The sequence below is a fragment of the Comamonas sp. genome, from assembly GCF_009360615.1.
Classification (GTDB): domain Bacteria; phylum Pseudomonadota; class Gammaproteobacteria; order Burkholderiales; family Burkholderiaceae_C; genus Comamonas.
This window is the reverse complement of the sequence record NZ_SPEY01000120.1, coordinates 1-11,915: the sequence shown is the minus strand read 5'-3', so window position 1 is coordinate 11,915 and position 11,915 is coordinate 1. Positions and strand designations below refer to the sequence as shown.

The window sequence follows — 11,915 nt, the reverse complement described above, 5'->3', positions numbered from 1 at the left end:
AAAGATGATCCCCGGCGAACTGATTCTTGACGAGGGCAGCCATGCACTCAACCCCGGCCGCCGCACGCTCACGCTGGTGGTGAAAAATGCCAGCGACCGGCCGATTCAGGTCGGCTCGCATTACCACTTTGCCGAAACCAATGCAGGCCTGGATTTCGACCGCGCCGCCGCCCATGGCATGCGCCTGAACATTGCCAGCGGCATGGCGGTGCGCTTCGAGCCAGGGCAGCAGCGCACGGTGGAACTGGTCGAGGTCGGCGGCGACCGCCAGATCTATGGCTTTCGCGGTCTGGTCCAGGGTGCATTGCCCGTAATTGCCAGCGACTGACCGGCCATGCTGATGCTGTTTGCTTCTGCTTTTGTGCTGGGCCTGGTGTTCAATGCTGCGCCCGGTGCGGTGTTTGCAGAGACCGTGCGCCAAGGTGTGCGCGGGGGCTATCGCCCTGCGCTGGCGGTGCAGCTGGGTTCCCTGGTGGGCGATGCGAGCTGGGCCTTGCTGGGCCTGGCCGGCATTGGTCTGGTCATGCAGGTCGACGCCTTGCGCTGGCCGATTGGTCTGGCGGGCTCCGCCTACCTGCTCTGGCTGTCCTGGGACAGCTGGAAGGCCGGGCGTACCGAACACCGGCTCGATGTATCGGCCACCGTCGCCGCCACGCAGAAGCAGGCCCTGCGCCGCGGCATGGCCCTGTCGCTGACCAATCCGCAGAACCTGGCCTACTGGGCCGCCATGGGCAGTGCCCTGGGGGCGGTGGGAGTGACCCAGCCCAGCGCCAGCGATTACGGGCTGTTCTTCGCGGGATTCATGACTTCGTCCCTGCTCTGGTGCTTTGTCTGCGCAGCCTTGGTGGACCGGCTTTTCCGCCGCGCCGCTGCGCACTGGAGCCGTTTTACCTACCGCTGCTGCGCTGCACTGCTGCTGGCCCTGGCACTGGGCACATTGCGCGACCTGCTCGGCACAAACCCCGCCGCCCTGCCACCGGCGGTCCAGCAGCAGTCCCTGCGCTGAACACCTGAATCGGAGATTCCTCAATGGCCACCATGGACCGACGAGCCTACGCAGAAACCTTTGGCCCCACCGTGGGCGACCGTCTGCGCCTGGCCGACACCGAGCTCATCGTCGAGGTCGAAAAAGACTACACCCTGGCCGCTGGCGGCTATGGTGAGGAAGTGAAGTTCGGCGGCGGCAAGACCATCCGTGACGGCATGGCGCAAAGCCAGCGCACACGCGACGGGACGGGAGCCGGCCCTGACGGAGGCGGTGCGGTCGACACCGTGCTGACCAATGCACTGATCCTGGACCACTGGGGCATCGTCAAGGCCGACATCGGACTCAAGGACGGCCGCATCGTGGCCATAGGCAAGGCCGGCAACCCCGACACCCAGCCGGGCGTGAGCATCATCATCGGCCCGGGCACGGAGATCATCTCCTGCGAAGGCCATATCGTCACCGCAGGCGGCATCGACACCCATATCCATTTCATTGCCCCACAGCAGATCGAGGAAGCACTGACCAGCGGCGTGACCACCATGATCGGCGGCGGCACCGGCCCGGCCACCGGCACCTTCGCCACCACCTGCACGCCAGGCCCCTGGCATATGGAACGCATGCTGCAGGCCGCCGACGCTTTCCCCATGAATCTGGGTTTTCTGGGCAAGGGCAATGCCAGCCTGCCCGGCGGCCTGCACGAGCAGATCAGTGCCGGCGCCATCGGCCTCAAGCTGCACGAGGACTGGGGCAGCACGCCGGCAGCGATCAGCAACTGCCTGGATGTGGCCGAGGACACCGACACCCAGGTCGCCATCCACACCGACACGCTCAACGAGTCCGGCTTTGTGGAGGACACCGTGGCCGCATTCAAGGGCCGCACCATTCACACCTTCCACACCGAAGGTGCGGGCGGTGGCCATGCGCCCGACATTCTGAAAGTGGTGGGCGAGGCCAATGTGCTGCCCAGCTCCACCAACCCCACGCGCCCCTACACCATCAACACGCTGGACGAGCATGTGGACATGCTCATGGTCTGCCACCACCTGGACGCCGGCATTGCCGAAGACCTGGCCTTTGCCGAAAGCCGCATCCGCAAGGAAACGATTGCGGCAGAGGACATCCTGCACGACATCGGCGCGATCAGCATGTTCAGCTCCGACAGCCAGGCCATGGGCCGCGTGGGCGAGGTCATACTGCGCACCTGGCAGACCGCGCACAAGATGAAACTGCAGCGCGGCGCCCTGAGCGGCGACGGCGCGCGCAACGACAACTTCCGTGTCAAGCGCTATATCGCCAAATACACCATCAACCCCGCGATTGCCCATGGCATCAGCCACGAGGTGGGCAGCATCGAAGTGGGCAAGTGGGCGGATATCGTGATCTGGAAGCCGGCCTTCTTTGGCGTCAAGCCGTTCTGCATCCTCAAGGGCGGCAGCATCGCCATGGCGGCCATGGGCGATCCGAATGCCTCCATTCCCACGCCTCAGCCCGTGCATTACCGCCCCATGTTTGCAAGTTTTGGCGGGGCGGTTGCCAGAACTTCGCTGACCTTTGTCTCCCAGGCAGGGCTTGCCGCCGGTATCGGCCAGCGCTTCGGGTTGCACAAGACCCTGTCGGCGGTCAAGGGCATACGCACTGTGAAGAAGCAGCACATGATCCACAACGATCTGGCGCCGCATATGGAGGTGGATGCCCAGACCTATGCCGTGCGCGCCAATGGCGATCTGCTGACCTGCGAGCCCGCGGTCAGCCTGCCCATGGCACAGCGCTACTTTCTGTTCTGAGCGGTGTTGAGCTGAAACTCCGAATCCGGATGCAGCATGCCCTTGCCCTCAAACCAGGCCAGCCAGTCGCTGACGGCGAGCTGCGGCGCGTCTTTCACGGTGGCGGGCAAGGCCTCGTACACCAGCACGGTGATGGACTGCTGACCGCCCTGGGTCAGCATCACGGGCAGAGTCAGAATGCGCTTGGCGTATTCGCCCAGGTCTTCGGGCCACAGGCCTTCGATGCGATCCATGGCCCGCTCCAGCGCTGCGTCCATGGGGTAGACCTCGGCCAGCACGGCCTGCGAGCCTTGCAGCCTCAGGCCCGGGTACCAGCCAAGGTCATGCAAGGTGCCGGTCAGCTGGGTCCTGCCGACACAGGCAACGCCTGGCTGGAGCCTTGCAATATCGTTGATGCCACCGGCACGCAAGGTGCCATACACCGCCACATAGGCTGCGCCACAGCCCTGCCAGTCAGCAGGCGCAACCAGCAAAGAGGTCGGTGCTGCCATTTCTGTCGAAGTTTCCAAAAGAGTTGTCCATCAAAATCACTGATATGCGCAGGGCATGCAACATGCGCGCCAATCTGGTTCTGGCCTTTTATTTCATTGTGAATTCAACATGCTGACTGCCAACAAACTGCTGCTCCAGGGCCAGGGCCTTTCCACCGTCATCCTCCAACGCGCCGCGTCCGTGGAACTCGACTGGGATGTGCGTCAGAAGAGCCGCTTTGCCGCCACCGACAGCCAGGGCCGCGAGCTGGCCGTCTTCTTGCCGCGCGGCCAGGCCGTGCGCGGTGGCGATGTGCTGGTGGCCGAAGACGGCAGCCTGATCTGCGTGCGGGCCGCACCGCAGAAAGTGCTGCATATCACGGCCTGCGCCGAGCACGGCACGCCGTTTGACCTGATGCGCGCGGCCTACCACCTGGGCAACCGCCATGTGCCGATCGAGCTGCAGCCCGACCATCTGAAGATCGAACCCGACCATGTACTGGCCGATATGCTGCGCAGCATGCACATGACGGTGGTCGAAGCCGATCTGCCTTTCGAGCCCGAAGGAGGCGCCTATGGCGGCCATGTGACCAACGATGGCCACAGCCACCATCATCACGCCCATGGACACTCGCATGACCACGCCCACTGAGCCGCTGCTGGCGCTTGGCGCGCAGAGCTTTCTGCAGCTGATGTGGCTGGCCTCGCCGGCCCTGCCCATCGGGGGCTTCTCCTATTCGGAAGGGCTTGAAGCGGCCATCAATGCGGCGCTGGTCACAACGGAAGCAGAGGCTGCCAGCTGGCTGGTGCAGCAGCTGCATCTGACCCAGTCACGCGGGGACATGGCCGTGATTGCGCAGGCCATGCCGGCCTGGAAAGGCGCGGATCTGGCGCGCATTGCCAGCCTCAACCAGTGGGTCAGGGTCACGCGCGAAACCAGCGAGCTGCGCCTGCAGACCGAGCAGATGGGCCGCTCGCTGACCGAGTGGCTGAAAAACCGCTACGCCGACGAAGCAGCCGCGCTGGCCTCCGTCCACTGGCTGGCCGCGCAGGATGCCAGCTACCCCATCGCCTTCTCGCTGGCAGCCCAGTGCACCGGCGCCACACCGCGCGATGCGCTGCTGGCCTATGCCTTTGGCTGGGCCGAGAACATGGTCCAGGCCGCCATCAAGGCCGTGCCCCTGGGCCAGAGCGCCGGCCAGCGCATCCTGGCGCGACTGACGTCCGAGATTCCCGCCGCCGTCGAGTACGCGCTGGCGTTGCCGGACGACGCAAGACAGGCTTTCTCGCCCATGCTGGCCATTCTCTCGGCCCAGCATGAACACCAGTATTCTCGGCTTTTCCGTAGCTGAACCGCCATCCGCCATGTCTGCACTGTTTGCCGCCACGCCCCAGCCACCGTACTACGCCGCCATCTTCACCTCCCTGCGCACCCCGACGGACCAGGGCTATGGCGAGATGGCCGACCGCATGGTGGAGCTGGCCGGCCAGCAGGCGGGCTATCTGGGCGCTGAAAGCACCCGCGATGCCCAAGGCTTCGGCATCACCGTGTCTTACTGGGAAAGCGAGGAAGCCATCCGCCGCTGGAAGCACAACGCCGAGCACCAGATCGCCCAGGAAAAAGGCCACGCCACCTGGTACCAGCATTTCGAGCTGCGCATTGCCAAGGTGGAGCGAGCCTACGGCAAGGCCCGCTGATCGCAACCCTCTCATTCTCGAAAGAACTCACCATGTCGACCGCACTGCACCATATCCCCAACCGCACCAAGAAGCTGCCTCCGCTGCGCGTGGGCATCGGCGGGCCCGTGGGCTCGGGCAAGACCACGATTCTGGAGATGCTTTGCAAGGCCATGCGCGGCAAATGGGACCTGGTCGCCATCACCAACGATATCTACACCAAGGAAGACCAGCGCCTGCTCACCATCAGCGGCGCCCTGCCCGCCGAACGCATCATGGGTGTGGAAACCGGCGGCTGCCCGCACACGGCGATTCGCGAGGATGCCTCCATCAACCTGGAAGCCATTGACCGCATGCTCAAGGACTTCCCCGATGCCGACATCGTCTTCATCGAATCGGGCGGCGACAACCTGGCGGCCACCTTCAGCCCCGAGCTGTCGGATCTGACCATCTATGTGATCGACGTGGCAGCAGGCGAGAAGATTCCGCGCAAGGGCGGTCCCGGCATCACCAAAAGCGATCTCTTCGTCATCAACAAGACCGACCTGGCCCCGCATGTGGGCGCCAATCTGGACATCATGCGCAGCGACACCGTCAAGCAGCGCACCACGCCCAAGGGCCTCAAGCCCTTTGTGATGACCAACCTCAAGACACTGGAGGGGCTGGACGAAGTGGTGGCCTTCATCGAGAAGCAGGGCCTGCTGGCAGCCTGATCAGCCTCCTCAGCACGAAAAAAGCCGCCCAGGGGGCGGCTGTTTCTCGAACCAGCAGGTGATTACTGGTTGGCCAGATCCAGATGGAACTCGCGAGCTTCTTGAATGAATTCGATCAGGGAGTTGATAGCTTGGCGCATGATGAACTTTCTATGAAATCAAGAGATGCACTTCAAGCGACGGACAGCACGCATCTCATGTACTGTCACTCGCGGGTTTAACCTTAAGGGTTAACCCTTGGAACTAAGTATAAACCACTATCTTCGTTTGTGCAAACGCGCGTCCCGCGCAAAGCCCGCACTCTTCAGTGCAATGACGCGATAAGCGTGCACATGCCGTCGCAAGGCCTGTGCAGATCCATATTTGCGAAATTCCTGCGTCAAAATTGCCGCAGGACGCTGTACTTTTCACCAGTGCGTCACCGAATCCGCCCGCCGACTGCTACGCTATGGGCTGTTGACAATATTTGTGGCGGGTTGACAGCTCCCGCAATCGGAAAGTGGAAATGGCGCGAGATTGTGGTTTGCAGCAGATGGGCGGACTTGCGTCCCATCGAATGAATGCCGACATCCAGCCCGGCCACTATGCAGCGCCCGTCTTCCACCGCTGCGGAGCGCGCGCATGACCTCGACGCTGACCGGCCCGGGCACGCCCGCTGCCTGGCACATCACCACCATGAACCCCGCAGAGGCCCCCTGGCATCTGCTGCTGCTGGCAGACCCCTCGCGCGAGCGGGTCAAGCGCTATCTGCCCGGCTCCACCTGCTTCGGAGCCCGCCAGACGGACCAGTTCACGCCCAGCGGCCTTGGAGCCCTGATCGGCGTGTGCGTGCTGGTCCCCGAGGGCGACGGGCTTCAACGATGGGAGGTGATGAACATGGCCGTGTCCACAGCCTGGCAGAGCCAGGGCATAGGCTCGGCCCTGCTGCAACGCGCCATCCGCGAAATGCGAGAACGCGGCGTGCAGCAGCTGGATGTGGGAACGGGCAGCTTCGGAGACCAGTTGCTGTTCTATCAGCGCCTGGGGTTTCGCGTCACCGACATCGAGCGGGACTTCTTTTTGCAGAACTACACCACGCCGCTGTGGGAGCGCGGCGTGCAGCACAAGGACATGCTCAAGCTGACACTGGATCTCTGAAAGCATGGGCGGCCGGCCGAAGAGATCCGGAAGGCCGGGTGCCTGCTGAAAAGCGCAAAGAGCAAGAGGCGCCGCGGCGCCTCTTGCTCTTTCAGCCTCGTCCTGGCGGCCTCAGGCCGTCTTGAGGCGACGCGCACGCACGGCGGCAGCCAGTTGCTCCAGCACCGGCACCGTCTGCTCCATGCTGATGCAGGCATCGGTCAGCGAGACGCCGTAGGCCAGCTCCTCACCCTCCACAATGTCCTGACGGCCTTCGTGAATATGGCTTTCGATCATCACACCGGTGATGCGGGTGTCGCCACCAGCAATCTGCCCTGCCACATCCGTCGATACATCGATCTGGCGGCGGTGCTGCTTGCTGCTGTTGGCATGCGAGAAGTCGATCATCACCTGCGGGTGCAGACCGGCCTTTTCCAGCACCTCGCATGCGGCCTGGACATGGGCCGCGTCATAGTTGGGAGCCTTGCCGCCACGCAAGATGATGTGGCAGTCCTGATTGCCGCGTGTCTCGAAGATCGCGCTCTGCCCCATCTTCGTCATGCCCATGAACGCATGGGAAGACTGGGCGGCCACAATGGCATCGCTGGCCACCTTCACGCCGCCATCGGTGCCATTCTTGAAGCCCACGGGGCAGCTCAGACCACTGGCCAGCTGGCGATGGCTCTGACTCTCCGTGGTGCGCGCGCCAATCGCGCCCCAGCTGACCAGATCGCTGATGAACTGCGGCGACAGCAGATCCAGGAATTCCGTGCCGGCAGGCAGGCCCAGCGCCAGCACATCGAGCAGCAGGCGGCGTGCCAGCTCCAGCCCTTCGTTGACGGCAAAGCTGCCGTCGCGGTACGGATCGTTGATATAGCCCTTCCAGCCCACGGTGGTGCGCGGCTTCTCGAAATAGACGCGCATCACGATCAGCAGATCGTCCTTGAGCGCATCGGCCTGGACCTTGAGCTGGCGCGCGTAATCCATGGCCTGATCGTGATCGTGAATCGAGCAGGGTCCGACCACCACCACCAGCCGGTCATCCTGGCCGTGCAGCACGCGCGAGATGGCGGCACGGCTGGTTTCGACCAGCTGCTGCGCCTCTTCGGTCACGGGCAGCCATTCCTCCAGCAAGGCCGGGGTCAGCAGCGGGCGCACGATCTTGATGCGTGTATCGTCAATGCGGGTCTTGTCCAGCGTGGTCAGCTTGGGCGGTGCCTTGCGGACCGGAGCGGCGCTGGGATGCAGGGGCGTCGTGGAGGATGTCATCCCGCTATTGTCGCGCCATGCGCTTTCACCCGCGCGCTCGCCCCCATCGGCGGCTGCGGAAAGCGGCCTGCTGCCGCCAGCCGGGCAAGGCTGGACGGCGCCCCGCCCCGGTAGACTGGCGGCCCCTAGAAGATCGAACGCCACCGCCCATGGAACTGCTGTTCACCATCACCCCGGCCCACACCGACTGCCGGCTGCAGGCCGCGCTGCAGCGCGAGATGCAGCAACACGCGCGACAACAGGCCGCCCTGCAGGCCCGGATGGCAGGCTGGCAGGAGCGCTGGCTCGCCCCGCTGCTGCTCGGCCTGGGCCTGGGCGGCGGCCTGCTGGCCATCGCCCGGCCGGGCCAGCAGCTGAGCCCCGAAAAAATCATCGCCATGCTGGTCTCGACCGTGCTCTGCATCCTGCTGTGGAAGCGCTACTCAGCGCGCCTACTCGGCGCGTTGCGTCAGCACCAAGCCATGCGCCAGGCGCCGCTGCAGGGCCTGCACCGGAAGCTGGTGCGCGCAGGCCTGCGGGCCCGCCTGCGGCGCCTGGAGGGCGGCTACCGCCTGCAGCTCGACGATCAGGGCTTCACGCTGATCCACGACCGGGGTGCGCGAGAACGGCTCGAATGGGCGCAGATCGCGCGCCTGCAGGCCACGCCCGACTTCTACAAGGTGGCCTGCGCCCGGCTCGCGGCCGAGGGCAAGGCCTACCATATCCCCCGCCACAGCGATGCCATGGACCCGGCCGCCTACCGGCAGGGATTGGCACTGTGGCTGAGCAAGTGCCCGATGGAACCGGAGACGCCAGCCGCCATGGCGCGCTGACTCAGCGCATACGGGCGGTGCTTTATTCCCCGGCCGACAGTTTCATCAGCACCAGACCGCTGACGATCAGGACAGCCGCTCCCACGCGCATGGCACTGAGCTGCTCTCCCAGCACCGTGACGCCCACCAGGAATGCACCCACGGCACCGATACCGGTCCAGATCGTATACGCCGTGCCCAGAGGCAGACTGCGCATGGCCACCGACAGCAGACCAAAGCTGGCGATCATGGCCACGATGGTGATGGCGCTGTATTTGAGGTTGGTGAAACCATGGGACTGCTTCATGGTGAAGGCCCAGACCACTTCCAGAACGCCGGCCACCAGCAGATAAACCCAAGCCATGGAAAACCTCTTTGAAGATCGAATGGCCAGGCCGTCCCGGCAGGAATTCAGGCCATGCATCGCATCGCCCGGCAAGGTCGTCCCTGCGGCATGAATCCTAATCCGCATGCGCTAATCCGGGCCAGCCATGGGTGGTTCGGCCGCCACAACCATGGGCCGGCGCTTCGTTGGCTCCGTCCGGCGGTGCCTGCGGATTCCATGAGGCAGTGCAAGGTTTGACGGACTGCGACGGATTCGCCAGGCCCGATGCAGGCAGAAGCGGCGCCATGGCACTTATGGATGCCGTGGGCGCAACACAGGCGGTGCGCAGCTCCTGCTGGCCCGCGAGGACTGCGCCATGCAGGGACAGAGCCGATGCAAGGCAATGGCACACTGGATGGCTGTGCCAAGCCCGCCCATCGCCACCATGCTTACCGGATTGAATCACCTCACGCTGGCCGTCGCAAACCTGCAGCGCAGCGTGGACTTCTACGTGCGCGTACCGGGGTTTCGCCTGCGGGCGCAGTGGGATGCGGGAGCCTATCTGGAACTCGGCGATCTGTGGCTGTGCCTGTCGTCAGACGAACAGCGAAGCCAGGCCCGCAGCTCTGACTACACCCACTACGCATTCACGATTGCCCAACGCGACTTCGCGCACTTTGTGGAGCATGCCAGGTCATGCGGTGTCCAGGAATGGAAGAGCAACCGCAGCGAAGGCGATTCCTTCTACTTTCTGGACCCGGATGGCCACCTGCTCGAAGCCCATGTCGGTTCGCTGCAAAGCCGCCTGGCGCAATGCCGCTTGCGGCCTTATGCGGGCATGCGGTTCTTCGACTGAGCCAACGAGCAGGCAACGGAGGCAATACTCAGGCAAGACCGGGTGCAAGAGCCTGTCTGACACAGCTGCGCTCCAAGGAGCGCGGCCAGTCGATACAGGGGAGCCAGCCTGGCTGCGCCACACTAGGCGGCCAGCCGCTCCTCTTCCAGCACCACCACATTGCCCACCGTTGCACCATAGTGGGTGGCCACGCGCTTGCGCTGCTTGAGCACGGCCCTGTCCTTGCTGACCAGCAAGGCCTTGTGCTGGCTGGCCAGGTCGAGGAAATGCTGGTCGTCGGGATCGGTGCAGGTGAAGCGGATCTTGGGTGCCCCAGGCACATACTCGACGGCGGCATCAAACGCCGCCATCACGCCTTCGGGCGTCTTGCCGTAGTAGCTGATGCGCGGCGCAATCTGGCTGTAGTGCAGCACGCGCCCCAGCTCGATGCGCTGGGCTTCGTCGGCAATCCAGCGCACCTCTCCACGGGCGACCAGTTCGCGGATGGCGGGGATATCCGGGTCGTCAAAGATCAGCATGTCCAGCACCACATTGGTGTCCAGAATCATGGGGCGCGGCAAGGGGCCGTCATAGCCGGCGTTGCAGGCCGGCCAGCGCAGCGGGGCGATCTTCATTGAGGCCGGCCTTCCGGCTTTGCGCTCCGTGCCGCATCCTCCGCAGGCTTGCGCGCCTTGACCGCGCCCTTGATCATGTCGAAGCGGAACAGACGGCATTCGATGGGGCCGTTCCACATGGGCGTGCGGCGCGACTCCTTGAGGCGCATCTTGCTGGGCAGCTTGAGGTCCGGCGTCAGCATCCAGGCGCTCCAGCCGCTGTAGTTCTTCTTCCAGTGGCTGGCCAGCTGGTTGAAGAACTCGCCGCCGTCGTCGGTCTGCGCGGTTTCCCGGCCGGCACGTTCGACCTGATCCATGCGCTCGGCCGCATTGCGGCCCGCGCTACCGGCCGCCGCGATACGCTCCCCATAGGGAGGGTTCAGCAGCATCATGCCGGGCTGCTCGCTGGGCGGCATGCGCTGCAAGGCATCGCCACCGCGCAGGCTGACGGTATCGGACACACCCGCCCGCTCGGCATTGCGCTGGGCAAAGTCCACCATGCGGAAGGCGATGTCCGAGCCGTAGATGCCCACCGGCGACTCGGGCAGGATCTGGCTCTCGGCTTCATCCAGCATGGCTTCCCAGACATGGCGCTGAAAAGGTACGAGCTTCTCGAACGCAAAGCGACGCAGAATGCCGGCCGGAATCCTGCGCGCGATCTGGGCGGCCTCGATCACCAGGGTACCGCTGCCGCAGCAGGGGTCGTACAGCGGCTGGGGATGGTCGCCATGCGGGTTCCAGCCCGAGGCCGCAATCATGGCCGCAGCCAGGGTTTCCTTGAGCGGGGCATCGCCCTTGTCCTCGCGCCAGCCGCGCTTGAACAGCGCCTCGCCCGAAGTGTCGATATAGAGGGTGGCGCCGTCGGTCGTCAGGTGCAGATGCACGCGCACATCGGGATGGTGGGTCTCCACGCTGGGGCGCACGCCGTTGCGCTTGGCGCGAAAACGGTCGGCAATCGCGTCCTTGACCTTGAGCGCCGCAAAGTTCAGGCTGGTCAGCGGGCTGTGCTGGGCCGTGACCTCGATCTTGAAGGTTTCCTTGGGCGTGAACCAGATCTCCCAGGCCACCTCGCTGGCGGCGCGGTACAGATCGTTCTCGCTGCGGTACAGGGTGTGCGAGAGCTCGATCAGCACGCGCTGGGCCAGACGGCTGTGAAGATTGAGCAGCAAGGCATCGCGCCACATGCCGCGCAGCATGACGCCGCCCCGGCCCACGAGCAGATCCTGCCCGCTGGCACCGGTGATGGCGTGGACCTCGTCGGCCAGAAAGCCCTCGACGCCGGCGGCGCAGGGCAGAAACAAATGCAGTTGGTTCATAGAAATCAGTGCGCGCC

14 protein-coding genes and 1 pseudogene are annotated in these 11,915 nt (G+C 64.6%); 10 read left to right on the top strand and 5 right to left on the bottom strand.

Annotation, left to right across the window (positions count from 1 at the left end):
* The first annotated feature begins 4 nt into the window (after positions 1-4).
* Genes E2583_RS24310 through ureC form a run of 3 tightly spaced genes read left to right on the top strand, consistent with a single transcriptional unit; the run spans position 5 to position 2,772 of the window.
* Complete coding sequence (locus E2583_RS24310) at positions 5-328, top strand: urease subunit beta (RefSeq protein WP_291599474.1); 324 nt, start codon at positions 5-7, stop codon at positions 326-328.
* Positions 329-334: 6 nt separating this feature from the next.
* Positions 335-1,006, top strand: coding sequence for a LysE family transporter (locus tag E2583_RS24305; RefSeq protein ID WP_325799235.1), 672 nt, complete (start codon positions 335-337; stop codon positions 1,004-1,006).
* Between the two features lie 23 nt (positions 1,007-1,029).
* Positions 1,030-2,772, top strand: a complete 1,743-nt coding sequence (gene ureC / locus E2583_RS24300; RefSeq protein ID WP_291599466.1) for an urease subunit alpha — start codon at positions 1,030-1,032, stop codon at positions 2,770-2,772.
* Here the strand turns inward: ureC and E2583_RS24295 are convergent.
* Entirely contained in the window at positions 2,757-3,263 is a 507-nt protein-coding gene (locus E2583_RS24295; protein ID WP_291599465.1) for a gamma-glutamylcyclotransferase, read from the bottom strand. The two genes, ureC and E2583_RS24295, sit on opposite strands and share 16 nt — an antisense overlap.
* A gap of 109 nt (positions 3,264-3,372) precedes the next feature.
* On the opposite strand from E2583_RS24295, the pseudogene ureE reads away from it, so the two are divergent.
* The 5 genes and pseudogenes from ureE to E2583_RS24270 all read left to right on the top strand — a co-directional run.
* Positions 3,373-3,891 (top strand): annotated as a pseudogene (ureE, locus tag E2583_RS24290) (urease accessory protein UreE); the annotation flags it as partial.
* A complete protein-coding gene (locus E2583_RS24285; protein WP_291599464.1) occupies positions 3,878-4,594 on the top strand; it encodes an urease accessory protein UreF in 717 nt (238 codons plus the stop codon). The pseudogene ureE and the gene E2583_RS24285, both read left to right, overlap by 14 nt.
* A 13-nt stretch (positions 4,595-4,607) precedes the next feature.
* Entirely contained in the window at positions 4,608-4,940 is a 333-nt protein-coding gene (locus tag E2583_RS24280; protein ID WP_291599462.1) for an antibiotic biosynthesis monooxygenase, read from the top strand.
* Between the two features lie 32 nt (positions 4,941-4,972).
* Positions 4,973-5,632: an urease accessory protein UreG gene (gene ureG, locus E2583_RS24275; RefSeq protein WP_291599461.1), complete on the top strand. Its 660-nt coding sequence runs from the start codon at positions 4,973-4,975 to the stop codon at positions 5,630-5,632.
* A gap of 621 nt (positions 5,633-6,253) precedes the next feature.
* Entirely contained in the window at positions 6,254-6,769 is a 516-nt protein-coding gene (locus tag E2583_RS24270) for an N-acetyltransferase (RefSeq protein WP_291599459.1), read from the top strand.
* 111 nt (positions 6,770-6,880) lie between these two features.
* Here the strand turns inward: E2583_RS24270 and E2583_RS24265 are convergent, their stop codons facing one another.
* Positions 6,881-8,017 (bottom strand): 3-deoxy-7-phosphoheptulonate synthase, encoded by a 1,137-nt coding sequence (locus E2583_RS24265; protein WP_291599457.1) that lies wholly within the window; start codon positions 8,015-8,017, stop codon positions 6,881-6,883.
* Positions 8,018-8,166: 149 nt separating this feature from the next.
* On the opposite strand from E2583_RS24265, the gene E2583_RS24260 reads away from it, so the two are divergent.
* Positions 8,167-8,829 carry a hypothetical protein gene (locus E2583_RS24260; protein ID WP_291599455.1) on the top strand — a complete coding sequence of 221 codons (663 nt, stop codon included), beginning with the start codon at positions 8,167-8,169 and terminating at the stop codon, positions 8,827-8,829.
* A gap of 22 nt (positions 8,830-8,851) precedes the next feature.
* Here E2583_RS24260 and E2583_RS24255 read toward each other — a convergent pair whose 3' ends face one another.
* A complete protein-coding gene (locus E2583_RS24255) occupies positions 8,852-9,172 on the bottom strand; it encodes a multidrug efflux SMR transporter (RefSeq protein WP_003080957.1) in 321 nt (106 codons plus the stop codon).
* A gap of 406 nt (positions 9,173-9,578) precedes the next feature.
* On the opposite strand from E2583_RS24255, the gene fos reads away from it, so the two are divergent.
* The gene (gene fos, locus E2583_RS24250) at positions 9,579-9,989 is read left to right on the top strand and encodes a fosfomycin resistance glutathione transferase (RefSeq protein WP_291599472.1); all 411 of its coding nucleotides are present in this window, start codon (positions 9,579-9,581) and stop codon (positions 9,987-9,989) included.
* A gap of 122 nt (positions 9,990-10,111) precedes the next feature.
* On the opposite strand, the gene E2583_RS24245 is transcribed toward fos, so the two are convergent.
* A complete protein-coding gene (locus tag E2583_RS24245) occupies positions 10,112-10,603 on the bottom strand; it encodes a putative toxin-antitoxin system toxin component, PIN family (RefSeq protein ID WP_291599451.1) in 492 nt (163 codons plus the stop codon).
* Positions 10,600-11,898: a THUMP domain-containing protein gene (locus E2583_RS24240; protein WP_291599470.1), complete on the bottom strand. Its 1,299-nt coding sequence runs from the start codon at positions 11,896-11,898 to the stop codon at positions 10,600-10,602. Before E2583_RS24240 ends, E2583_RS24245 begins: the two co-directional genes overlap by 4 nt.
* Positions 11,899-11,915: the final 17 nt, after the last annotated feature.

What these genes read in the sequence shown, in the direction of transcription:
- E2583_RS24310 (WP_291599474.1), top strand. Translation starts at nt 5, where the DNA reads ATGATCCCCGGCGAACTGATTCTTGACGAGGGCAGCCATGCACTCAAC.
- E2583_RS24305 (WP_325799235.1), top strand. Translation starts at nt 335, where the DNA reads ATGCTGATGCTGTTTGCTTCTGCTTTTGTGCTGGGCCTGGTGTTCAAT.
- ureC (WP_291599466.1), top strand. Translation starts at nt 1,030, where the DNA reads ATGGCCACCATGGACCGACGAGCCTACGCAGAAACCTTTGGCCCCACC.
- E2583_RS24295 (WP_291599465.1), bottom strand. Translation starts at nt 3,263, where the DNA reads ATGGCAGCACCGACCTCTTTGCTGGTTGCGCCTGCTGACTGGCAGGGC.
- E2583_RS24285 (WP_291599464.1), top strand. Translation starts at nt 3,878, where the DNA reads ATGACCACGCCCACTGAGCCGCTGCTGGCGCTTGGCGCGCAGAGCTTT.
- E2583_RS24280 (WP_291599462.1), top strand. Translation starts at nt 4,608, where the DNA reads ATGTCTGCACTGTTTGCCGCCACGCCCCAGCCACCGTACTACGCCGCC.
- ureG (WP_291599461.1), top strand. Translation starts at nt 4,973, where the DNA reads ATGTCGACCGCACTGCACCATATCCCCAACCGCACCAAGAAGCTGCCT.
- E2583_RS24270 (WP_291599459.1), top strand. Translation starts at nt 6,254, where the DNA reads ATGACCTCGACGCTGACCGGCCCGGGCACGCCCGCTGCCTGGCACATC.
- E2583_RS24265 (WP_291599457.1), bottom strand. Translation starts at nt 8,017, where the DNA reads ATGACATCCTCCACGACGCCCCTGCATCCCAGCGCCGCTCCGGTCCGC.
- E2583_RS24260 (WP_291599455.1), top strand. Translation starts at nt 8,167, where the DNA reads ATGGAACTGCTGTTCACCATCACCCCGGCCCACACCGACTGCCGGCTG.
- E2583_RS24255 (WP_003080957.1), bottom strand. Translation starts at nt 9,172, where the DNA reads ATGGCTTGGGTTTATCTGCTGGTGGCCGGCGTTCTGGAAGTGGTCTGG.
- fos (WP_291599472.1), top strand. Translation starts at nt 9,579, where the DNA reads ATGCTTACCGGATTGAATCACCTCACGCTGGCCGTCGCAAACCTGCAG.
- E2583_RS24245 (WP_291599451.1), bottom strand. Translation starts at nt 10,603, where the DNA reads ATGAAGATCGCCCCGCTGCGCTGGCCGGCCTGCAACGCCGGCTATGAC.
- E2583_RS24240 (WP_291599470.1), bottom strand. Translation starts at nt 11,898, where the DNA reads ATGAACCAACTGCATTTGTTTCTGCCCTGCGCCGCCGGCGTCGAGGGC.